Origin of the sequence: Nocardioides luti, from assembly GCF_014212315.1 — a bacterium.
GTDB classification, from domain to species: domain Bacteria; phylum Actinomycetota; class Actinomycetes; order Propionibacteriales; family Nocardioidaceae; genus Nocardioides; species Nocardioides luti.
The window spans coordinates 2,147,317-2,169,669 of record NZ_JACKXE010000001.1 but is presented as its reverse complement, the minus strand read 5'-3'; the positions used below and the strand labels follow the sequence as shown (position 1 = coordinate 2,169,669).

Sequence of the window (22,353 nt, the reverse complement as noted above, 5' to 3'; positions counted from 1 at the left end):
GAAGGAACCACCATGAGAATCGCCCGACTCGGCCCCGCCGGTGCGGAGATCCCCACCGTCGTCGTCGACGGCACCCACCTCGACCTGCGCCCCGTCCTCGGGACGCCGGGCACCGGGGCGGGCGGCGACGTCGGTCCGGCGTTCTTCGCCGCGGGCGGCCTCGACCTGGTGGCCGCGGCCCTCGAGGCCGGCACCCTGGAGCCGCTCGCCGGTGCCGAGGGGCTGCGCGTCGGCGCGCCGCTCGCGCGCCCGGGCAAGATCGTCTGCATCGGCCTGAACTACCGCGACCACGCCGAGGAGACCGGGGCGACCCTGCCCGAGGAGCCCGTCGTCTTCATGAAGGACCCCTCCACGGTGGTCGGCCCCTTCGACGAGGTGCTCGTCCCGCGCGGCTCGACCAAGACCGACTGGGAGGTCGAGCTCGGCGTCGTCGTCGGCCGCACCGCCCGCTACCTCGACTCGCCCGCCGACGCCCGCGGCCACGTGGCCGGCTACGTCCTGAGCCACGACGTGTCCGAGCGCGAGTTCCAGCTCGAGCGCGGCGGCCAGTGGGACAAGGGCAAGAGCTGCGAGACCTTCAACCCGCTCGGCCCGGAGCTCGTGAGCGCCGACGAGCTGCCGGACCCGCAGGACCTGCGGCTCTCGCTGTCCGTGAACGGCGTCAAGCGCCAGGACGGCACCACCGCGAACATGCTCTTCGGGGTCGACCACGTCATCTGGTACCTCAGCCAGTTCATGGTGCTCGAGCCCGGTGACGTCATCAACACGGGCACGCCGGCCGGCGTCGCGCTCGGCCTCCCGGACGCGCCGTACCTCCGCGCCGGCGACGTCGTCGAGCTCGAGATCACCGGCCTCGGCCGCGCCTGCCAGACCTTCGGGCAGGCGTGATGAGCACCGTGGACGCCGCGAGCGGCACCGGCGAGTACGCCGGCCTGGTCGCCGCCGTGACCGGCGGTGGCGCGGGCATCGGCCTGGCCATCGCCGAGGAGCTCGCCGCCCGGGGCGCCCGGGTCGCCGCGCTCGACCTCGACACCTCCGCCCTGCCCGAGCACCTGACCGGGGTGCGGTGCGACGTCACCGACCGGGCCTCGGTGCAGGCGGCGATCGACGAGGTCGCCGAGAAGCTGGGCGGGCTCGACGTGCTGGTCAACAACGCGGGCATCAGCGCGGTCGGCACCGTCGAGGACCTCAGCGACGACGACTGGCACCGCGTGCTCGACGTCAACGTCGTCGGCATCGCGCGGGCGACCGCCGCCGCGCTGCCGCTGCTGCGCGCCTCCGAGCACCCGGCGATCGTCAACATGTGCTCGATCGGCGCGCTCAACGGGCTGCCGCAACGGGTGCTCTACAACGCCTCGAAGGGCGCCGTGCTGGCGCTGACCTACGCGATGGCCACCGACCACGTCGGCGAGGGCATCCGGGTCAACTGCGTCTCGCCGGGCACCGTGCACACCGGGTTCGTGGACCGGATGCTCGCGAAGTTCCCCGACCCCGTCCGCGAGAAGGCCGCCATGGACGCCCGCCAGGCGACCGGCCGGATGGTCTCCCCGGCCGAGGTGGCCGACGCGGTCGCCTACCTCGCCAGCCCGCGCTCTGGCTCGACGACCGGCACGGCCCTGGAGGTCGACGGCGGCGTCACGCACCTGCGCGTGCGCCCGGTGCAGAAGACCGACGAGAGCGGAGCCGGGTCGTGAGCGAGCTGCCGCTGCCGCTCGAGGGGATCACCGTCCTCGACTTCAGCCAGTTCCTCGCCGGGCCGGTGGCCGCGCTGCGCCTCGCCGACCTCGGCGCCCGTGTGATCAAGGTCGAGCGGCCCGGCGGCGGCGACCTCGGCCGCACGCTGGCCTTCGCCGGCCGGATGGCCGGCGACGACAGCATGTCCTTCCACGCCATGAACCGGAACAAGGAGTCCGTCACGGCGGACCTCAAGGACCCCGACGACCTCGCCTTCGTCCGCGAGCTCGTGGCCTCCGCCGACGTGATGATCCAGAACTTCCGCCCCGGCGTGATGGAGCGGATCGGGCTCGACTACGACTCCGTGCGCGCGCTCAACCCGACGCTCGTCTACGGCAGCGTGAGCGGGTACGGCGACAGCGGACCGTTCAAGGACCGGCCCGGCCAGGACCTCCTGGCCCAGGCGATCTCCGGGCTGCCGTGGCTCAACGGCTCCAGCGACGACCCGCCGGTCCCGGTGGGCGTCGCGGTCGCGGACCACCTCGCCAGCTGCCACCTCGCCCAGGGCATCACCGCCCTGCTCGTGCGGCGCTTCCGCACCGGTCGGGGCGGGCTCGTGCAGACCAGCCTCTTCGAGGCGCTGCTCGACCTGCAGTTCGAGCTGCTCACCACGCGCCTCAACGACCCGACCATCGCGGTGCAGCGCAAGGGCGAGCGGTCCGCGCACGCGTTCCTCTCCGCGCCGTACGGCATCTACCCGTGCAGCGACGGCTATCTCGCGATCGCGATGAACCCCGTCCCCACCATCGGGCGGCTGCTCGACATCCACCAGCTCGCGTCGATGACCGACCCGACCGCCTGGTGGGAGCTGCAGGACGAGATCGAGCGGCTCATCTCCGAGCGCCTCGTGACCGGCACCCGCGACGAGTGGCTGGCCGTGCTCGACGTCGCCGACGTGTGGTGCGCGCCGGTGCTGACCCTCGAGGAGCTCGTCGCCCACGACGGCTTCCGTGCGATCGCGATGACGCAGCAGGTGTCCACCGGCGACCTCAGCCTCACCACGACGCGTGGCCCGCTGCGGCTCGACGGGCGGGACCTGCGCAGCGACCGCGCCGCACCGCGGCTGGGCGAGCACACCGAGGCCGTCCGCCGCGAGGTGGCGGCCGCCCGCGAGCACGAGGGCGTCTCGTGACGACCCGGCTGCGCGGCATGACGTGGGAGCACCCCCGCGGCTACGACTGCCAGGTGGCGGCTGCGGCGGAGTACGCCCGGCGGACCGGCGTCGAGGTCACGTGGGAGTTCCGCTCGCTGCAGGCCTTCGCCGACGCCCCGCTCGAGGAGCTGGCCGCGGCCTACGACCTGCTCGTGATCGACCACCCGCACGTGCCGCTCGCGGCCGCGGAGGGCCTGCTCGCCCCGCTCGACGGCCACGGGCTGGACGACCGGCTGGCGGCGCTCGCCGCCTCCGCGGTCGGCAGCGCGCACACGTCGTACGCCCACGAGGGCCGGCAGTACGGCCTGGCCACCGACTCGGCCGCCCAGGTCGCCGTGCTCCGGCCGGACCTGCTCGACGTCGTCCCGGAGGACTGGGACGCGGTCCTCGCCCTCGCCGACGAGGGGCGGGTGCTCTGGCCGGCGAAGCCGATCGACGCCTTCTCGACGCTGATGACGCTGGCGGCCAACCACGGCACCCCGGTCAACGCGGAGCCCGGCACCTTCCTGACGCCCGAGCAGGCGGCCCCGCTGCTGGACCTGATGCACCGGCTCGCCGAGCGGGTGCCGGACTGGTGCCTGGCGGCCAACCCGATCGAGGTCGCCGAGGCGCTGAGCGCCGGGGACACCTGGTCCTACGCGCCGCTGGCCTTCGGCTACACGAACTACTCCCGCGCCGGCTTCCGCCCGCACCGCCTGCGGTACGTCGACATCCCGCGCGGTCCGCGCGGTGTCGCGGGCTCGCTGCTCGGGGGAGCGGGGGTGGCCGTCTCGGCGCACGCCTCGGACCTCGACGCGGCCCGCGCGTACGCCCTCTGGGTGGCCTCGCCCGAGGTGCAGGCCGGGGTCTACTACGACGCCGGCGGCCAGCCGGGCTACGCGCCGGCCTGGGACGACGACCGGCTCAACGCCGACTCCTGGGAGTTCTTCCGGGGCACCCGCCAGACCCTCGAGCAGGCCTGGGTGCGGCCGCGGTACGCCGGCTACATCGAGTTCCAGGACACCACGTCCCCCTGGGTGACCGCGGCGCTGCGCGGGGAGATCACCGACGCCGAGCTGGTCCGCCGGATGAGCGAGCAGGCCGAGCGCCTGCTGGTGCCGGCCCCCACCCACCACCTGAGCGAGGAGTCCGCATGAGGACCGAGGACCGCTGGTTCGAGGACCACGAGATCGGCGAGAGCCGCACCTCGGTGGGCCGCACGATCACCGAGGCCGACATCGTGCTGCACGCCGGCCAGACCGGGGACTTCTTCCCCCACCACATGGACGCGGAGTGGACCGCGACGCAGCCGTTCGGGCAGCGCATCGCGCACGGGACGCTGATCATGTCGGTCGCCGTAGGGATGACCGCGGGCGACATCAACCCGCAGTCGATGTCCTACGGCTACGACAAGGTCCGCTTCATCAAGCCGGTCTTCATCGGCGACACCATCACGGTCACCGCCGCGATCACCGAGAAGGCCGACCACCCCCGGATGGCCGACACCCACGGCTACGTCCACGAGCTCGTCTCGGTGACCAACCAGCGCGGCGAGACCGTGCTGGTGCTGACCCACCTCTACCTGGTCAACAAGCGGGCGGCGTGAGCGAGCCCCTGCGCCTGCTCGGCCGCGACTTCGACGGGTTCCGTCGGGCCGTGGCCGCCCACGGCGACGCCTGGGCCGACGGGAGCGTCGAGGCCACGTGGCTCGGCCTGCCCGAGCTCCAGGCCGCCGTGCTCGGGCCGGTGGCAGCAGGGGCCGCGGCGGCCGACCTGCTCGTCGTCCCGGCCGACTGGCTCCCGGCCCTGGCCGCGGCCGGCACGATCCGGCCGCTGACCGGCCTGCTCGTCGACCGGCCCCCGCACGACTGGCCGGACGCCTGGCCGGCGTCGTTCCGCGAGGGCGTCACCTGGGGCGGCTCGGTGTGGGGCGTGCCCTTCCACGACGGCCCGCAGCTGCTGTTCACGCACGACGCCGCGTTCGCCGACGCCGGGCTCGCGGCGCCCGCCACGTGGTCCGACCTGCTCGCCGCGGCCGTGTCGCTGCACGGCCCGGACCGCGCCGGCACCGTGCTCGCCGGGGCGCCGGACGGGCACAACAACGTCTACGACTTCGTCCTGCACCTGTGGCGCTGCGGCGGCGACCTGCTCGACGGCCGCTCCGTCGTCCTCGACTCGCCCGCGGCGCGCGAGGCGCTCGCCCTCCTGCGCGGGCTGGCGACCGGCCTGGTGCCCGACGACGCGCACGCGCTCGACAGCAACGGCAGCGGCGCGGCCTTCGCGGAGGGCCGGGTCGCCGTCACCGTCAACTGGGCGGGGTACGCCGCGCTGGCGGCCGCCGGCCCCGTCGCCGGGTCCGGCTTCACGACACGCGTCGCGCCGACCCACGACGACGGCACCCCGACCACCACCGTCAACGCCTTCTGGGCCACGGCGGTGACGTCGGCCTGCGCCGACCCGGACCGGGCCTGGTCCTACGTCCGCCACGCGGCCGGTCCGGAGATGGACCTCGCCACGACCGCCGCCGGCGCCTCCGGGGCGCGGCGGAGCACGTGGACGGACCCGACGGTGCTGGCCGAGCACCCGGAGTACGCCCTCTTCGAGGCGGCCCACGCCCACTCCCGGCCGCTGCCCCGCATCCCCGAGCTGCCCACCGTCGTCGACCTGCTCAACGACCTCGTCGAGGCGGTCGTGTGGCAGGGCGCCGACGCGGACGCCGCCCTGGCTCGGGCCGGGCGCGAGCTCGAGCTCGTGCTGGGCGACGCGGTGACCCGCGGCGCCAGCGGGAGCCGGTCATGAAGGCGCGGACGCACGGGGCGCTCGCGCTGACCGAGCTCGGTCTCGGCGGCGCGCAGCTCGGCAACCTCTACCGCGCGATCAGCGACGAGACCGCGGCCGCCACGGTCGCCGCGGCCTGGGACGCCGGGATCCGCTACTTCGACACCGCCCCCCACTACGGCGTCGGGCTCGCCGAGCGCCGTCTGGGCCGGGCGCTCGCCGAGCGACCGCGGGACGACTACGTCCTGTCCACCAAGGTCGGCCGGCTGCTCGTCGACGACCCGGCCGGCGCCGGGCGCCGCGACGCCGAGGGCTTCGACGTGCCCGCCAGCACCCGACGGGTCTGGGACTTCAGTCGTGACGGCGTACGCCGCTCGGTCGAGGAGAGCCTGACCCGGCTCGGGCTCGACCGGATCGACGTGGCCTTCCTCCACGACCCCGAGGACCACTGGGAGCAGGCGCTGGCCGAGGGGCTGCCGGCGCTCGTCGAGCTCCGCGAGGAGGGCGTGCTCGGTGCGGTCGGTGCGGGAATGAACTTCGCCGCCCCGCTCACCGAGCTGGTCCGCGAGCACGACGTCGACCTCGTGATGTGCGCCGGTCGCCACACCCTGCTCGAGCAGGCCGACGAGCTCCTCGACGCCGCGCTCGCGCACGGTGTCGGGGTGGTCGCAGCCGGGGTCTACAACTCGGGGCTGCTCGCCCGCCCGCGCCCCGCCGCCGACGCCCACTACAACTACGCGCCGGCCCCGTCCGAGCTGCTGGCCCGCGTGCACGCGCTGGCCGACGCCTGCGAGGCGCACGGGGTCTCGCTCCCCGAGGCCGCCCTGGCCTTCCCGTTCCGCCACCCCGCGGTCGTCTCGGTCGTGGTCGGCGCCGCCGCCCCCGGCCAGGTCGCCGACGCCGTCGACCGGCACCGCCGCACGATCCCCGACGACCTCTGGACCGACCTCGCGCTCGCGCGGCCGGCCACCGAAGCCCTGGAGGGCCCATGACCCGCATCACCGCCGTCGAGATCAGCGACGTCCGGTTCCCCACCTCGCTGTCGATGGACGGCTCGGACGCGATGAACAAGGACGGGGACTACTCCGCGACCTACGTCGCGCTCCGCACCGACGACCCCGAGCTGTCCGGCTTCGGCTTCACGTTCACCATCGGGCGGGGCAACGACGTCTGCTGCCTGGCCGCCGAGCACCGCGCCGCCCCGCTCGTCGGGCGCGACGTGGCCACCGTGGTGGGCGACCTCGGGGCGACGTACCGCGACCTCAAGTCCGACTCGCAGATGCGCTGGCTCGGCCCGGACAAGGGCGTCGAGCACCTCGCGCTGGCGGCCGTGATGAACGCCGTGTGGGACCTCGCCGCCCGCGCCGCCGGCAAGCCGCTGTGGCGGCTGCTGGTCGACATGACGCCCGAGGAGCTTGTGGACGCCACGGACCTGACCTACCTCTCCGACGTCCTGACCCGCGACGAGGCGGTCGCGCTGCTGACCGAGCTCGCGCCCACGCGCGCCGAGCGGATCGCGACGCTCGAGGAGACCGGCTACCCCTGCTACACCACCTCGGCCGGCTGGCTCGGCTACTCCGACGACAAGCTGCGCCGGCTGTGCGCCGAGGCGGTCGCGAGCGGCTACAGCCACATCAAGCTCAAGGTCGGGGCCAACCTCGAGGACGACATCCGCCGCTGCTCGATCGCGCGCGAGGTGATCGGCCCGGACGTGCACCTGATGATCGACGCCAACCAGGTCTGGGACGTCCCGCAGGCGATCGCCTGGGTCAAGGAGCTCGCCCAGTTCGACCCGCTCTGGATCGAGGAGCCGACCAGCCCCGACGACGTGCTCGGGCACGCCGCCGTACGCCGTGCCGTCGCGCCGATCGGCGTGGCGACGGGCGAGCACGGGATGAACCGGGTGCTCTTCAAGCAGATGTTCCAGGCCGGGGCGATCGACTTCTGCCAGCTCGACTCCGCACGGCTGGCGAGCATCAACGAGATCGTCGCGGTCTACCTGATGGCCAAGAAGTTCGACGTCCCGGTGTGCCCGCACGCCGGCGGCGTCGGCCTGTGCGAGCTCGTGCAGCACCTGTCGGTCTTCGACTACGTGGCGGTCTCGGGCACGGTGGAGAACCGCGTGACGGAGTACGTCGACCACCTGCACGAGCACTTCACCGACCCGTGCATCGTGGAGGACGGCGCCTACCGGCTGCCGTCGCTGCCGGGCTACTCCGCCGAGATGCACGCGGCGTCCGTGGCGGAGTACACCTATCCCGACGGTTCCTACTGGGCCACCCGGCACCCGGGCGGCCCCGTCGGTGCCGCCGCTCCCGCCGCCGTCTGAGGGGACCACGCATGATCATCGACGCCCACCAGCACGTGTGGGACCTCGAGCGGGCGCCGTACCCCTGGCTCGGCGAGCACGTCCCGCAGTGGAACCGCACCTTCACCTTCGAGGAGCTGGCGCCGCAGCTGGCCCGCGCGGGCGTCGGGGCGACCGTGATGGTGCAGTCGGCCGACAACGACGCCGACACCGACCTGATGCGGGCCGTCGCCGACGAGCACCCGGAGGTCGTCGGGATCGTGGTGTACGTCCCGCTCGAGCGGCCCGACGAGGCGGCCGCGCGGCTCGCGGCGCTCCGGGCGGACCCGCGGGTCGTCGGGGTGCGCAACCTGATCCACGACCTGCCCGACCCGGACTGGATCCTGCGCCCCGAGGTCGACGAGGGGCTCGGCGTCCTCGCGGCCGCGGGGGTCACCTTCGACTACGTCGCGGTGCTGCCGCGCCACCTCGAGCACGTGCCGACGCTCTGCGAGCGGCACCCGGACCTGCGGATCGTGATCGACCACCTGGCCAAGCCGCCGGTCGGGGCGTCCGCGGACGACCGCGAGCCGTGGTGGAGCCTGGTCGCCGCGGCCGCGGAGAGCCCGCAGGTCGTCGCGAAGGTCTCGGGGCTCTACCCCGGCGACGCGATGGACACCTGGACCCCCGACGGCGTCCGGCCGTTCGTCGAACGGGCGCTCGAGCTCTTCGGCCCCGCCCGCCTGATGTACGGCGGGGACTGGCCGATCTCGGTCGCCGCGGGTGGCTACGACCGCGTCTTCGCCGGGCTGATGGAGGTGCTCGACGGTCTCGGCCTCGACGCCGCCGACCGCGAGCAGGTGCTCGCCGGGACCGCCACGTCGTTCTACCGGCTCGACGCGGGCCTGCTGGACGCCGCGACCCGGCTGTAACGCGGTGTCCACGTAGCCAGGAGCGTGCTGCAGCACCGCACCAGTGACGTGGACACCGCGTTACAGGCGCCGTGCGGCCCCGTTCACCCCAGCGTCGACGCCCGGGCGACGAGCTCGGGGGTGAAGGTGACCTGCCGGTGCGCGTGGGCCGGGTTGGTGGCCTCGTCGAGCACCAGGTCGGCGGCCATCGCGCCGAGCTCCTGGCGGGGCTGGCGGACCGAGGTGAGCGGGACGGCCGCGGCCGCCGCGAACTCGATGTCGTCGTAGCCGACGATCGCGAGCTCGCCCGGGACCCGGCGGCCCGACCCGGTCGACTGCTGGAGCAGGCCGAGCGCGAGCAGGTCGTTCGCGCAGAACGCCGCCGTCGGGCGGCGGGGTCCGGGCAGGGCGGCCAGCTGCTCGCCCGCGGAGCGACCCTCCGCCACGGTCAGCGTGCGGGTGGGGACGACCACCAGGTCCTCGGGCGGCAGGCCGGCGTCGGTCCAGGCCGCCAGCGCGCCGTCGTACCGGTCGCGCACCTGCCCGATCGACAGCGGGCCGCCGACGAAGGCCACCCGGCGGTGCCCGCGGTCGACGAGGTGCTCGACCGCGAGGCGGCCGCCCAGCACGTCGTCCACGGCGACCGAGCAGAAGGCCCCGTCGTGCCGGATCCGGTCCACGATCACCAGCGGGGTGCCGTGCCGGGCGATGGTGTCGAGCACGTCGGCCCCGGGGTCGACGGGCGTGACCAGGATGCCCTGCACCCGCTGCTGCTGGAGGTGGGCGAGGTGCTTGGCCTCGCGGTCGGGCCGGTTGTCGCTGTTGCAGAGGAACAGCGACAGGTCGGCCGCCTCGGCGGCGTCCTCGATGCCCTGGGCGACGTCGGTGAAGAACGGGTTGCCGGCGTCGAGCATGACGTAGGCGATCGTGCGGCTCTGACCGGCGCGCAGCGCCCGGGCGCCCTCGTTGCGCACGAAGCCGAGCTCGACCATGGCTCGCTCGACGCGCTCCCGGGTGGCGGCGCTGACGCGCTCGGGCCGGTTCAGGACGTTCGAGACGGTGCCCAGGGAGACGCCGGCGGCGGCGGCGACGTCCGTGACCGACGTACGCCGCCGGGCGGGTCGTCCGGGCACGGCTCCTCCTGACGCATGGGTGGTATCAGCCGCGGCGTGGGTCGGTCGCCCTTGACCCGCGCCGCGGCAGGACCGAGACTGGTGAAACGTTTCAATCCTAGCCGCGAGGACGCGTCATGACCAGCACCACCCGCTTCGGCGAGATCGCCCCGCTCCTGGAGGGCCAGGCCATCGAGGTTCCCTCCTGGGCCTACGGCAACTCGGGCACCCGCTTCAAGGTGTTCGGCTCGGCCGGCACGCCGCGCACCGTCGAGGAGAAGATCGCGGACGCGGCCACGGTGCACCGGTTCACCGGGCTGGCGCCGCTGGTGTCCCTTCACATCCCGTGGGACCTCGTCGACGACTTCGCCGCGCTGCGGAGGTACGCCGAGGACCTCGGCGTCGGCCTCGGGACGATCAACAGCAACACCTTCCAGGACGACGACTACAAGCTCGGCGCCCTGACGCACACCGACCCGCGAGTCCGGCGCAAGGCGGTCGACCACCACCTCGCGTGCATCGACGTGATGCGGGCGACGGGGTCGCGCGACCTCAAGATCTGGCTGGCGGAGGGCACCAACTACCCCGGCCAGGGCGACATGCGCGGCCGCCAGGACCGGCTGGCCGAGAGCCTGCGGACGATCTACGACGCCCTCGACGAGGACCAGCGGCTGGTGCTCGAGTACAAGTTCTTCGAGCCGGCGTTCTACCACACCGACGTCCCGGACTGGGGCACGTCGTACGTCCAGGTGGCCGCCCTCGGGGAGCGCGCCATGGTCTGCCTCGACACCGGCCACCACGCGCCCGGCACGAACATCGAGTTCATCGTCGCCCAGCTGCTGCGGCTCGGGAAGCTCGGCTCCTTCGACTTCAACAGCCGCTTCTACGCCGACGACGACCTGATCGTCGGCGCGGCCGATCCCTTCCAGCTCTTCCGGATCATGGTCGAGGTGATCCGCGGCGGCGGGTTCGGGCCGGCCAACCCCGACGGGCAGAGCCAGGTCGCCTTCATGCTCGACCAGTGCCACAACATCGAGGACAAGATCCCCGGCCAGATCCGGTCGGTCCTCAACGTGCAGGAGATGACGGCACGGGCCCTGCTGCTCGACACCGACGCCCTGCGCGCGGCCCAGGAGGCGGGCGACGTGCTCGGCGCCAACGAGGTCCTCATGGACGCCTTCTACACCGACGTCCGCGCCGACCTCGCCGCCTGGCGCGAGGAGCGCGGACTGGCCGGCAACCCGCTGCGCGCCTACCTGGCGAGCGGCTACCAGCAGCAGATCGAGGCGGACCGCGTCGGCGGGACCCAGGCAGGATGGAACTGATCGTGACCACCCCCCACTCCACGGCGGCCGAGCTGATCGCCCGGTCCAACCGGCTCGGCCAGGACCCGAAGAACACCAACTACGCCGGCGGCAACACCTCCGCGAAGGGCACCGAGACCGACCCCGTCACCGGCCAGCCGGTCGAGCTGCTCTGGGTCAAGGGCTCCGGCGGCGACCTCGGCACGCTGCAGGAGTCCGGCCTGGCCGTGCTGCGCCTCGACCGGATGCGCGCGCTCGTCGACGTCTACCCCGGCCTCGAGCGCGAGGACGAGATGGTCGCGGCATTGGACTACTGCCTGCACGGCAAGGGCGGCGCCGCGCCGTCGATCGACACGGCCATGCATGGCCTCGTCGACGCCGCGCACGTCGACCACCTGCACCCCGACTCCGGCATCGCGATCGCGACGGCCGCGGACGGTCCCGAGCTGACCGCCACGATCTTCGGCGAGCGCGTGGTCTGGGTCCCGTGGCGCCGCCCCGGCTTCCAGCTCGGCCTCGACATCGCCGCGATCAAGGCGGAGAACCCGCAGGCGGTCGGCTGCGTCCTCGGCGGCCACGGCATCACCGCCTGGGGCGACACCAGCGAGGAGGCCGAGCGGGCCTCGCTCTGGATCATCGACACCGCTGCGGCGTACATCGCCGAGCACTCCCGGCCCGAGCCGTTCGGCCCGCCGCTGGAGGGGTACGCCGCCCTGCCGGCCGACCAGCGCCGGGAGAGGGCCGCGCGGCTGGGCGCGACGATCCGCGGGATCGCCTCGCAGGACCGGCCGATGGTCGGCCACTTCACCGACTCCGACGTGGTCCTGGACTTCCTGGCCTCGGCCGAGCACCCGCGGCTGGCGGCGCTCGGCACCTCGTGCCCGGACCACTTCCTGCGCACGAAGGTCAAGCCGATGGTGCTCGACCTGCCGGCCTCCGCGACGGTCGAGGAGTCCCTGGCGCGCCTGCAGGAGCTCGCCGTCGCCTACCGCGAGGACTACCAGGCCTACTACGACCGCCACGCCGTCGCGGACTCGCCGGCGATCCGCGGCGCGGACCCGCTCATCGTGCTGGTGCCGGGCGTGGGGATGTTCAGCTTCGGCAAGGACAAGCAGACCGCCCGCGTCGCCGGCGAGTTCTACGTCAACGCGATCAACGTGATGCGCGGGGCCGAGGGGCTGTCGACGTACGCCCCCATCGACGAGGCGGAGAAGTTCCGCATCGAGTACTGGGCGCTCGAGGAGGCCAAGCTCCAGCGGATGCAGGCGCCCAAGCCGCTCGCCACCCGGATCGCGCTCGTGACCGGTGCCGCCGGCGGCATCGGCAAGGCGACCGCCAAGCGGCTCGCGGCCGAGGGGGCCTGCGTCGTCGTCGCGGACCTCGACCTCGCCAAGGCGCAGGCCGCCGCGGCCGAGATCGGCGGCCCGGACGTGGCCGTCGGCGTGGCCGCGGACGTCAGCGACGAGGCTGCCGTGGCGGCGATGGTCGACGCGGCCGTGCTCGCCTTCGGCGGTCTCGACCTGGTCGTGAACAACGCCGGGCTGTCGCTGTCGAAGTCGCTCCTCGACACCACGGCCGCGGACTGGGACCTCCAGCACAACGTGATGGCCAAGGGCTCCTTCCTCGTCTCCAAGGCCGCGGCGCGGGTGCTGATCGACCAGCAGCTCGGCGGCGACATCGTCTACATCTCCTCGAAGAACGCGATCTTCGCGGGCCCGAACAACATCGCCTACTCCGCGACCAAGGCCGACCAGGCCCACCAGGTCCGGCTGCTGGCGGCCGAGCTCGGCGAGCACGGCGTCAAGGTCAACGGCGTGAACCCGGACGGCGTCGTCCAGGGGTCCGGCATCTTCGCCAGCGGCTGGGGCGCGAACCGCGCCGCGGTGTACGGCGTGGAGGAGAAGGACCTCGGCAAGTTCTACGCCCAGCGCACGATCCTCAAGCGCGAGGTGCTGCCGGAGAACATCGCCAACGCTGTCTTCGCCCTGTGCGGCCCGGACATGAGCCACACCACCGGCCTGCACATCCCCGTCGACGCAGGCGTGGCGGCAGCGTTCCTGCGATGACCGGATCCGTGCGGGTGGTGGCGGTCGACCTCGGGGCGACCTCGGGCCGGGTGACGGTCGCCGTGGTCGGCCCGGAGACGCTCGAGCTGACCGAGGTGCACCGCTTCCCCAACGGCGCGGTCGAGGTCGAGGGTTCGCTGCACTGGGACGTGCGGGCTCTGCATCGCGAGATCCTGGAGGGGCTGCGCCGGGCCGCGGCCGGGGGTCCGGTCGACGGCATCGGCATCGACTCCTGGGCGGTCGACCACGGCCTGCTGGACGCAGGGGAGCGGCTGCTCGGCGACCCGTTCTCCTACCGCGACTCCCGCACCGACGGGGTCGCGGCGCGGGTGCTCGACACCGTCGACGCTGCCGAGCTGTATGCCCTCACCGGGGTCCAGCAGCTGCCGTTCAACACGATCTACCAGCTGGTCGCCGCCGCCGGCACCCCCGCGCTCGAGCAGGCGTCGACGATGCTGCTGCTGCCCGACCTGCTGGGCTTCTGGCTCACCGGCGAGATCGGCGCCGAGGCGACCAACGCCTCCACGACGGGCCTGTACGACGTCCGCTCGCGCACCTGGGCGACCGGGCTCGCCGAGCGGGTCGGCCTCCCGTCCGCGATCCTCCCGCCGCTGCGGGAGGCGGGCGACCGGGTGGGCACCCTGCTGCCCGACGTGGCCGCCTCGGTCGGCCTGCCGCAGGACGTCCCCGTGGTCGCGGTCGGCTCACACGACACGGCCTCCGCGGTCGTCGCCGTGCCGGCCGAGCACGCGCACCCGGCGTACCTCTCCAGCGGCACGTGGTCGCTGGTCGGTCTCGAGCTCGACGAGCCGGTGCTGACCGAGGCCGCGCGGCGGGCCGACTTCACCAACGAGGGCGGCGTCGACGGCACGGTCCGCTTCCTCAAGAACGTGATGGGCTTGTGGGTCCTCTCGGAGGCGCTGCGCGGCTGGGCGCTCGACGGCGTGCCGGGCACCGACCTGCCCGCCGTGCTCGCCGCCGCGGCCGCCGCGGAGCCGCTGCGCACGGTGGTCGACATCAACGACGCCTCCCTGCTGCCGCCCGGGACGGGGCCGACGCACGGCATGCCCGCGCGCCTGGCCGCCCTCGCGCGGGCGGCGGGCGAGCCGGTGCCGGAGACGCCCGGCCAGGTCGCGCGCTGCGTGCTCGACAGCCTCGCGGTGGCCTACCGCCGCCACCTGCACGAGGCCGCCGGGCTCGCCGGGGTCACCGTCGACGTGCTGCACGTCGTCGGCGGCGGCTCGCGCAACGACCTCCTGTGCCAGCTCACGGCCGACGCCTGCGGGGTGCCGGTGCTCGCCGGTCCCGCTGAGGCCTCCACGCTGGGCAACGTGCTGGTGCAGGCCCGCACCCTCGGCGTCGACCTGCCGGACCTGGCCGCGATGCGGGCGCTGGTGCGGCGTACCCACCCCCTACGCCGCTTCGAGCCCACCGGCGAGGCGTCGGTGTGGCGAGACGTGGTACAACGTTTGAGCAAGATCTGAGAGAGTGGTCACATGCAAGGCCCCGGACGACCCCGACCGTCGACGTGATGGAGTGAAGCGATGAAGCGGCAGCTGCCCACGAGGCGCGACCTGGCACCCCTCCTGCAGTTCAAGAAGCCCAGCCTGTCCCCGAAGGAGCGGCGCCTCGCGAGCGCGCTGACCATCGACGACCTGCGCCGGATCGCCAAGCGGCGGACCCCGAAGCCGGCCTTCGACTACACCGACGGCGCCGCCGACGGCGAGATCTCGCTCGCCCGGGCCCGCGAGGCCTTCGGCGACGTGCAGTTCAACCCCGCGATCCTGCGCGACGTCTCGCACGTGGACACCAGCCGCGAGGTCCTCGGCAAGCGGGTGGCGCTGCCGTTCGGCATCGCGCCCACGGGCTTCACCCGGATGATGCAGGCCGAGGGTGAGATCGCCGGCGCGACCGCCGCCCAGGCCGCGGGCATCCCGTTCTCCCTGTCGACGATGGGCACCACCTCGATCGAGGACGTCGCCGCGGCCACCCCGGGCGGCCGCAACTGGTTCCAGCTGTACATGTGGAAGGACCGCGACCGCTCGATGGCGCTGGTCGACCGCGCCGCGAAGGCCGGCTTCGACACGCTGCTCGTCACGGTCGACGTGCCCGTCGCCGGCGCGCGCCTGCGCGACGTCCGCAACGGCATGACGATCCCGCCCACCCTGACCCCGCGCACCGTCGCGAACGCGATCCCGCGGCCGGCCTGGTGGATCAACTTCCTGACCACCGAGCCGCTGGCCTTCGCCTCGCTCGACGCCTGGTCCGGCACCGTCGCCGACCTGCTGGACACGATGTTCGACCCGACCGTGACCTACGACGACCTCGCCTGGATCCGTGACCAGTGGCCCGGCAAGGTCGCGGTCAAGGGCGTGCAGAGCGTCGACGACGCCCGCCGCCTCGCCGACGCCGGCGTCGACGCGATCATCCTGTCCAACCACGGTGGCCGCCAGCTCGACCGCGCGCCCGTGCCGTTCCACCTGCTGCCGCAGGTCGTGAAGGAGGTCGGCTCCGACCTCGAGGTGCACCTCGACACCGGCATCATGTCCGGCCAGGACATCGTGGCCGCGCTCGCGCACGGCGCCCACTTCACGCTGATCGGCCGGGCCTACCTCTACGGCCTGATGGCCGGCGGCCGCGAGGGTGTCGACCGCACGATCGAGATCCTCCAGGGCCAGGTCGAGCGGACAATGCGCCTGCTCGGCGTCTCCACCCTCGACGAGCTCGAGCCCGCCCACGTCACCCAGCTCGCCCGGCTGGCCCCGCGCCCGCTGGGCTGACGCGGCGCTCGCCGGTCGGACGCGGCGCTCGCCGGTCGGACGCGGCGCTCGCCGGTCGGACGCGGCGTGTGCCTGAGGACGCGTTCCGGCGCGTCCTCAGGCACACGGGGCGGGTAGCAGCTGCTGCGGCGGCGGCGTCGAGAGGCCGATTTCACCCGCCGGAGGGGCTCTAGTAATCTCTCCCGCGGTGGCGTGTCCGAGCGGCCGAAGGTGCAACACTCGAAATGTTGTGTGGGGTCAAACCCACCGTGGGTTCAAATCCCACCGCCACCGCTGAGTAGGTCCAGGAACCCCCGGCAAGCGAGAGCCTGCCGGGGGTTTCTGCGTCGGTCCCCCGCACCGGGCGTTGCCGGTCGGGACGTGCCGGTGGTTGTCGACGACGACGTGGCCGGGTTTGATGTTCGCCACGTCTTCCGTCGACCTCCACCGAGGGCACCTCATGAAGCTGCCGGTCACGCTCGTCTGGTGCCTCGTCATGGCTTCTGCCGCCGCGCTGGTGGCTGGCTGCGGGTCGGAGCACGAAGCCTCCCCTCGTGCCGCGGTGTCTGGCGCCACCGGCGACGGCTGCACGGCGGCCACGGGCCCGTTCCGCCTTCCTTCGGGGTACGCCACGAGGATGTTCAGTGTCCCGGTGGAGTCGGAGCTCGAGACCGAGGCAGTCACCCAGGACCGTCTGTCCGAGATGGGGCTGCCGGCACACCTCGGTGACGTGCCCGCATCGGCTGTCGGATCGGTGGACGACGGGAACGGCACGCACTACGGCACCGTGATGTACGTCGACGGTGACCCGGACGGGATGACGCGGCCGGAGCTGTTCGACCGAGGGGGCATCCTGGTCGAGGTGACTCCGGCGGCGGCCAGCGAGACGGGTCGGTCCCTGGACGGACTCCTGCCGGGCAGGCTGGTGCCGGTTCGGATCGGCTCGGTCACCGGCCGCCTGAGCTGGGCGGACCCGGACTCGACCGGCGCCCGCAGCTATGCGGTCTCGTACGTCGACGGCGACCGGGCGATCCTGGTCTGGCAACGTGCGGGGCCCGCCGACGCCGTCGACAGCGCGCGAGCGATCGCCTGCGCCACGGGCTGATGCCGCTCACCGGGGCCACGCGGGATGACCGATCGGACGATCCCTGTCCGCTTCGCGCGGACCTATTGTGAGCACTCTCGCCCCTCCTGTCTCGGAGTCCCACGTGCCGCACCTCCGCCGTCCCCGGCGTCTGGCCGTCCTCACCGTCGCCGCGTCGCTGCTCGTGCTGCCGCTCGTCGCCCTGGCGCCGCTCACCGCGGGCGCCGCGCCGGCCCCCACCGCGGCCGGCGTGGGCCTGGCCGACAAGGGCGGGGACGCCGACCCGGGTGACGACCCGGCGAACAACACCAAGGCCGACCTCAACCTTGTCACGGGCTCGCTGCCCTCGCTGCAGGCCGGCCAGGAGGGCTGGGTCAGCCTGATCTGGTCCGCGGGCACGGACGTCTGCGACGTCGAGGTCACGACGAAGTCCAAGGACGTGGTCGTCACCTACCCGACGAACACCGGCGACTTCTCCTCGCTCTACATCAACAACGCCCTGGCCGAGACGAACACCGACTACACGGCGTTCAAGCTCACCGCGCCGGCGGCCGCGGGCAGCTACCCCGTCGAGTTCGAGGCGACGTTCACCCGGCTCAAGGACTCCGCGACGCTGAAGAAGTCGGACAACCTCGTCCACAAGGACGTCGACAACTGCTCGGGCAGCTCGGGCAAGGTCAAGCAGACGATCAACCTCCCGGTCACCGCGGCCAGCGGCGCGGCGGTCTCGCTGCAGACGCCGAGCCTGCAGCTCAAGGCCGGCGCGCCGAGCTGGGTCGCGCTGGCCTTCAAGGGCAACGCACCGGGGCTCGAGAACTTCCGGGTCACGGTCACGGCGCCTGCCGGCTTCGAGGTCGTCTACCCCGGCGACGGCACGTCCAGCGGTCTCGCGCAGGGGACGAAGCTCGGCGTCGGCGTCACCGACTCCACGGGTGTCCGCATCACCGCCGTCACGGCCGCTGCCGGCACCTACCAGCTGCCCGTGAAGGCCACCTGGACCGGCGGCAGCTTCACCGGCACCGTGACCGTCAAGGTCGTGCCGTGAGGCTCGCCGGCGCCGTTGCGGGTGCCGTGCTGCTCGCGTCCCTGGCGGCGTGCGGCGGTGGTGACGCGAGCGACAGCAGCGCCGAGCCGGGCAAGCCGGCCGGCTCCGCCAGCACGAGCGCGAGCGCCGGCACCGCGGCGGCGGGTGGGGACTCCGCCCGCGACGAGTTCCTCCGGCTCACCGCCGCGCACATCTGCACGGTGCAGGGCACGGTGTACGACGACCCGGCCGAGCTCGCGGCGGCGTACGACGAGGCGCCCGACTACCCCTCGCTGAGCGACGCCCAGGCCGCGGCCTTCTCGAAGAAGGTGACGAGCGACCCGGACTTCTCCGCGCTCCTGCTCGCCGAGGTCTCCCGCGCCTGCGGCGGCTGAGCCTGCCGACACCACGGCCCTCCGGCCCGGCCACAATGGCCGCGTGAACCTCTTCGAGTTCGAGGGCAAGCGCCCCGTCGTCCACCCCGACGCCTTCGTCGCACCCACCGCGACCCTGATCGGCGACGTGACCGTCGAGGCGGGGGCGAGCATCTGGTACGGCGCCGTCCTGCGCGCGGACATCTGCACGATCGTGGTCCGCGCGGGCTCGAACATCCAGGACAACTCGGTCCTGCACGCCGGTCCCGGCGACACCCTGACGGTCGGGCCGGACGCCACCGTCGGCCACGGATGCGTCGTCCACTGTGCCGAGGTGGGGGAGAAGGCGCTGGTCGGCAACGGCAGCACGCTGCTCGACCACGCGAAGGTCGGCGCCGGCACCCTGGTCGCCGCCGGCTCGGTCCTCACCCCCGGCACCGAGCTGCCGCCGGGCGTCGTGGCGGCCGGCATCCCCTGCAAGCCGACCAAGCCGATCGCCGGCACGTCGTCGGAGTTCTGGGTCGAGACCAACCCGCCGTACTACCAGGAGCTCGCGCAGCGGCACGCCGCCGGAGCACCGCGCGTCGAGGCCGGCGCATGAGCGTGCGGGTCGAGGTCGACGGCTCGGTCACGACCGTCGTGCTCGACCGGCCGCACGCCCGCAACGCCGTGGACGGCCCGACCGCGGCCGCCCTCGCCGAGGCCTTCCGGGCCTTCGACGCGGACGACAGCCAGGCCGTCGCCGTGCTGTACGGCGAGGGCGGGACGTTCTGCGCCGGCGCCGACCTCAAGGCGGTCGGGGGACCCGACGGCAACCGGGTGGCCGAGGACGGCGACGGCCCGATGGGGCCGACCCGGCTGCGGCTCTCCAAGCCGGTGATCGCCGCGATCGAGGGTCACGCCGTCGCCGGCGGCCTCGAGCTGGCCACGTGGTGCGACCTGCGGGTGGCCGCCGAGGACGCCGTCCTCGGGGTGTTCTGCCGGCGCTGGGGCGTCCCGCTCATCGACGGCGGCACGGTGCGGCTGCCGCGGCTGATCGGCACCAGCCGGGCGATGGACCTGGTCCTCACCGGCCGCCCGGTGGACGCGGCCGAGGCCGAGCGGATCGGCCTGGTCAACCGGGTCGTCGCCCCGGGCTCGGCCCGCGCCGAGGCCGAGGCGCTCGCGCGGACGCTCGCGGCGTACCCCCAGACCTGCCTGCGCGAGGACCGGCTCTCCCTCCTCGAGCAGGGCGGCCTGGCCGAGGCCGACGCCCTGCGCGGGGAGTACCACCACGGCCTCACCTCGCTCGCCGCCGGCGCCCTGGACGGTGCGGCCCGGTTCGCGTCCGGCGAGGGGCGGCACGGGGTGTTCTGAGCGGGCCCGGCCCTGCGGCATCCCGTGATGGAGCAACGCCCCGGCCGCCCCACCGAGGCGCCCCACCGGCCCACCAGCCGCGCGCCCTAGGATCGCGAGGGTGACCTGGTTCTCCTCCCCGTCCGACGTGACCACCCGCCTGGCCGAGGTCGGCTACCTCGCCGACGCGGCCACGTCCACGACCGCGTTCCTCGCCGGTGCGCTCGAGAAGCCACTGCTGGTGGAGGGCCCGGCCGGCGTCGGCAAGACCGAGCTGGCCAAGGCGGTCGCGGCCGCGACGGGCGCCGAGCTGGTGCGGCTGCAGTGCTACGAGGGCCTCGACGAGGCCCGGGCGCTCTACGAGTGGAACTACAAGAAGCAGCTGCTGCGCATCCAGGCCTCGCAGGGCGACGACCAGACCTGGTCGGAGACCCACGACGACATCTTCACCGACGAGTTCCTGCTGACGCGGCCGCTGCTCACCGCCATCCGGCGCGAGGAGCCCACCGTGCTGCTCATCGACGAGGTCGACAAGACTGACGTCGAGGTCGAGGGCCTGCTGCTGGAGGTGCTCTCCGACTTCCAGGTCACGATCCCCGAGCTGGGCACGGTCGTCGCCGTACGCCGTCCCTTCGTCGTGCTCACCTCGAACGCCACCCGCGAGCTGTCCGAGGCGGTCAAGCGCCGCTGCCTGTACCTCCACCTGGAGTACCCCGACGCCGAGCGCGAGCGCGAGATCGTCACCTCGCAGGTGCCCGGCCTGGAGGACAAGGTGGCCGGCCAGCTGGTCGCCACCGTCGCGCGGCTGCGCGAGCTCGAGCTCAAGAAGGCCCCGTCGATCGCGGAGTCCGTCGACTGGGCCCGCACCCTGATCGCGCTCGAGATCGGCGACCTGGACGAGAAGGCGATCGCGGACACCCTCGGCGTCATCCTCAAGCACTCCTCCGACCAGGAGCGTGCGATCAAGGAACTCCGGCTGCGGGCCTGACGTGGTGCGCTCCGGGCTGCTCGACCGCCACATCGCCTTCCTGGAGGCGCTGCGCGGCGCCGGGCTGTCGGTCTCGCTGGCCGAGGACCTCGACGCGATCGCCGCGCTGACGGCGGTCGACTGGAGCGAGCGCGGCACCATCCACGACGCGTACGCCGCCACGCTGGTCAAGAAGCACGCCCAGCGACCGACCTTCGACACGCTGTTCGACCTCTACTTCCCGCGCCTGGTCGGCGAGGGGGCGACCTCGCTCGGGGACGAGGCCGGCGAGGACGCCGACGACGAGACCGTCCGCGACAACGCCCAGGCCCTCGCCGACTTCCGGGCCGAGCTGCTCGAGGCGATGGTCGCGGGCGACGAGGAGACGCTGGCGCGGCTGGCCGTCGAGGCGGTCGCCCGCTTCGGCGCGATGCCGGGTCGTGGGCCGGGTCTGTCCAGCTGGTCGGCGTACACCGCCCTCCAGCGGGTCTCGCCCGCCGACCTCACCGAGCAGATCGTGGCCGCCCTGCTCGCCGAGGGTCGCGTCGACGGCGAGGCGCAGCGCTCCGCGGGTCGTCGCGTCGGCGGCTTCACCCGCCGCGTCGAGGACGACGCGCGCCGCCGGATCGCCGAGGAGAAGGGGCCCGACCACGTCGCGAACGTCGCGGTCCGCCCGACCATCGACCGGCTCGACTTCATGGCCGCGCGGCGCTCCGACGTGGAGGAGATGCGGCGCGAGATCTACCCGCTGGCCCGCCGCCTCGCGACCCGGCTGACGCAGGAGCACCATGCCCGCCGTCGCGGCCCGCTCGACTTCCGGCGTACCGTCCGCGCCTCGATCTCCACCGGCGGCGTCCCCCTCGTCACCCACCACAAGCCGAAGCGGCCGCACCGCACCGAGCTCGTCGTGCTGTGCGACGTCAGCGGCTCGGTCGCGAACTTTGCGCAGTTCACGCTGCTGCTCGTCTTCGCGCTGCGCGACCAGTTCCAGAAGGTCCGCGCCTTCACCTTCATCGACCATGTCCACGAGGTGACCGAGCACTTCCGGCCGGGCGCCGACGTCGCGGACGTGATGGCCGACCTCGCTGCCAGCACCTCGCACGCGGCGCTGTGGGGCCGGACGAACTACGGGCGCGCGTTCACGAAGTTCCAGGAGAACCACGCCGACGCGGTCGGCCCGAAGTCCTCGCTACTGATCCTCGGCGACGCCCGGTCGAACTACAGCGACCTCGCCCTCGACGTCCTGCGGGACCTGGCCGGCGCGGCGCGCCACAGCTGGTGGCTCAACCCCGAGCACACCCGCCACTGGGACACCGGTGACTCCGCGGCCACGGCGTACGGCGACGTCGTCCCCATGGTCGAGTGCCGCAACCTCACCCAGCTCGGGGAGTTCGTGCACGACATCCTCTAGGCCGCAGCGCGCGTCATGTAACGCGGTGTCCACGTGGCCCCGAGGCTGCTGGAGCACCGCACCAGTGACGTGGAC

At 73.5% G+C, this 22,353-nt stretch carries 21 protein-coding genes and 1 tRNA gene; 21 read left to right on the top strand and 1 reads right to left on the bottom strand.

The annotated features are described in order from the left end of the window. Window positions 1-12 precede the first annotated feature (12 nt). Genes H5V45_RS10340 through H5V45_RS10300 form a run of 9 tightly spaced genes read left to right on the top strand, consistent with a single transcriptional unit; the run spans window position 13 to window position 8,863 of the window. A complete protein-coding gene (locus H5V45_RS10340) occupies window positions 13-888 on the top strand; it encodes a fumarylacetoacetate hydrolase family protein (RefSeq protein WP_185252853.1) in 876 nt (291 codons plus the stop codon). Continuing rightward, the gene (locus H5V45_RS10335) at window positions 888-1,694 is read left to right on the top strand and encodes an SDR family NAD(P)-dependent oxidoreductase (protein WP_185252852.1); all 807 of its coding nucleotides are present in this window, start codon (window positions 888-890) and stop codon (window positions 1,692-1,694) included. The genes H5V45_RS10340 and H5V45_RS10335 overlap by 1 nt, the downstream gene beginning before the upstream one ends. Beyond that, window positions 1,691-2,866, top strand: coding sequence for a CoA transferase (locus tag H5V45_RS10330; protein WP_185252851.1), 1,176 nt, complete (start codon window positions 1,691-1,693; stop codon window positions 2,864-2,866). The genes H5V45_RS10335 and H5V45_RS10330 overlap by 4 nt, the downstream gene beginning before the upstream one ends. After that, complete coding sequence (locus H5V45_RS10325; protein ID WP_343061501.1) at window positions 2,863-4,023, top strand: extracellular solute-binding protein; 1,161 nt, start codon at window positions 2,863-2,865, stop codon at window positions 4,021-4,023. Before H5V45_RS10330 ends, H5V45_RS10325 begins: the two co-directional genes overlap by 4 nt. Next, window positions 4,020-4,472: a MaoC family dehydratase gene (locus H5V45_RS10320; RefSeq protein ID WP_185252850.1), complete on the top strand. Its 453-nt coding sequence runs from the start codon at window positions 4,020-4,022 to the stop codon at window positions 4,470-4,472. The genes H5V45_RS10325 and H5V45_RS10320 overlap by 4 nt, the downstream gene beginning before the upstream one ends. Beyond that, window positions 4,469-5,665: an extracellular solute-binding protein gene (locus H5V45_RS10315; protein ID WP_185252849.1), complete on the top strand. Its 1,197-nt coding sequence runs from the start codon at window positions 4,469-4,471 to the stop codon at window positions 5,663-5,665. The genes H5V45_RS10320 and H5V45_RS10315 overlap by 4 nt, the downstream gene beginning before the upstream one ends. Beyond that, entirely contained in the window at window positions 5,662-6,636 is a 975-nt protein-coding gene (locus H5V45_RS10310; protein ID WP_185252848.1) for an aldo/keto reductase, read from the top strand. The genes H5V45_RS10315 and H5V45_RS10310 overlap by 4 nt, the downstream gene beginning before the upstream one ends. Further along, window positions 6,633-7,973 carry an L-fuconate dehydratase gene (locus tag H5V45_RS10305; RefSeq protein WP_185252847.1) on the top strand — a complete coding sequence of 447 codons (1,341 nt, stop codon included), beginning with the start codon at window positions 6,633-6,635 and terminating at the stop codon, window positions 7,971-7,973. The genes H5V45_RS10310 and H5V45_RS10305 overlap by 4 nt, the downstream gene beginning before the upstream one ends. An 11-nt stretch (window positions 7,974-7,984) precedes the next feature. Further along, window positions 7,985-8,863, top strand: a complete 879-nt coding sequence (locus tag H5V45_RS10300) for an amidohydrolase family protein (RefSeq protein WP_185252846.1) — start codon at window positions 7,985-7,987, stop codon at window positions 8,861-8,863. Window positions 8,864-8,946: 83 nt separating this feature from the next. Here the strand turns inward: H5V45_RS10300 and H5V45_RS10295 are convergent, their stop codons facing one another. After that, on the bottom strand, window positions 8,947-9,975 hold the full coding sequence (locus H5V45_RS10295; RefSeq protein WP_185252845.1) for a substrate-binding domain-containing protein: 1,029 nt from the start codon (window positions 9,973-9,975) through the stop codon (window positions 8,947-8,949). A 116-nt stretch (window positions 9,976-10,091) separates the two neighbouring features. Here H5V45_RS10295 and rhaI point away from each other — a divergent pair, with 116 nt between their 5' ends. The 12 genes from rhaI to H5V45_RS10235 all read left to right on the top strand — a co-directional run bounded on the left by rhaI (window position 10,092) and on the right by H5V45_RS10235 (window position 22,278). Then, window positions 10,092-11,279: an L-rhamnose isomerase gene (gene rhaI / locus H5V45_RS10290; RefSeq protein WP_185252844.1), complete on the top strand. Its 1,188-nt coding sequence runs from the start codon at window positions 10,092-10,094 to the stop codon at window positions 11,277-11,279. Window positions 11,280-11,281: 2 nt separating this feature from the next. Next, window positions 11,282-13,324: a bifunctional aldolase/short-chain dehydrogenase gene (locus tag H5V45_RS10285; protein ID WP_343061500.1), complete on the top strand. Its 2,043-nt coding sequence runs from the start codon at window positions 11,282-11,284 to the stop codon at window positions 13,322-13,324. Beyond that, window positions 13,321-14,808 carry a rhamnulokinase gene (locus H5V45_RS10280; RefSeq protein WP_185252842.1) on the top strand — a complete coding sequence of 496 codons (1,488 nt, stop codon included), beginning with the start codon at window positions 13,321-13,323 and terminating at the stop codon, window positions 14,806-14,808. Before H5V45_RS10285 ends, H5V45_RS10280 begins: the two co-directional genes overlap by 4 nt. A 60-nt stretch (window positions 14,809-14,868) precedes the next feature. After that, on the top strand, window positions 14,869-16,104 hold the full coding sequence (locus tag H5V45_RS10275; protein WP_185252841.1) for an alpha-hydroxy acid oxidase: 1,236 nt from the start codon (window positions 14,869-14,871) through the stop codon (window positions 16,102-16,104). A 186-nt stretch (window positions 16,105-16,290) separates the two neighbouring features. Then, a tRNA-Ser gene (locus tag H5V45_RS10270) sits at window positions 16,291-16,377 on the top strand. 166 nt (window positions 16,378-16,543) lie between these two features. Continuing rightward, complete coding sequence (locus H5V45_RS10265) at window positions 16,544-17,188, top strand: hypothetical protein (protein ID WP_185252840.1); 645 nt, start codon at window positions 16,544-16,546, stop codon at window positions 17,186-17,188. A gap of 103 nt (window positions 17,189-17,291) precedes the next feature. Next, complete coding sequence (locus H5V45_RS10260) at window positions 17,292-18,212, top strand: hypothetical protein (RefSeq protein WP_185252839.1); 921 nt, start codon at window positions 17,292-17,294, stop codon at window positions 18,210-18,212. Continuing rightward, on the top strand, window positions 18,209-18,586 hold the full coding sequence (locus tag H5V45_RS10255; RefSeq protein ID WP_185252838.1) for a hypothetical protein: 378 nt from the start codon (window positions 18,209-18,211) through the stop codon (window positions 18,584-18,586). Before H5V45_RS10260 ends, H5V45_RS10255 begins: the two co-directional genes overlap by 4 nt. Window positions 18,587-18,629: 43 nt before the next feature. After that, window positions 18,630-19,166 (top strand): gamma carbonic anhydrase family protein, encoded by a 537-nt coding sequence (locus H5V45_RS22645; RefSeq protein WP_185252837.1) that lies wholly within the window; start codon window positions 18,630-18,632, stop codon window positions 19,164-19,166. Continuing rightward, window positions 19,163-19,921 carry a crotonase/enoyl-CoA hydratase family protein gene (locus H5V45_RS10245; RefSeq protein ID WP_185252836.1) on the top strand — a complete coding sequence of 253 codons (759 nt, stop codon included), beginning with the start codon at window positions 19,163-19,165 and terminating at the stop codon, window positions 19,919-19,921. Before H5V45_RS22645 ends, H5V45_RS10245 begins: the two co-directional genes overlap by 4 nt. Window positions 19,922-20,021: 100 nt before the next feature. Further along, window positions 20,022-20,888 (top strand): AAA family ATPase, encoded by an 867-nt coding sequence (locus H5V45_RS10240; RefSeq protein ID WP_425491432.1) that lies wholly within the window; start codon window positions 20,022-20,024, stop codon window positions 20,886-20,888. A 1-nt stretch (window position 20,889) separates the two neighbouring features. Continuing rightward, window positions 20,890-22,278, top strand: coding sequence for a vWA domain-containing protein (locus H5V45_RS10235; RefSeq protein ID WP_343061499.1), 1,389 nt, complete (start codon window positions 20,890-20,892; stop codon window positions 22,276-22,278). Window positions 22,279-22,353 lie beyond the last annotated feature (75 nt).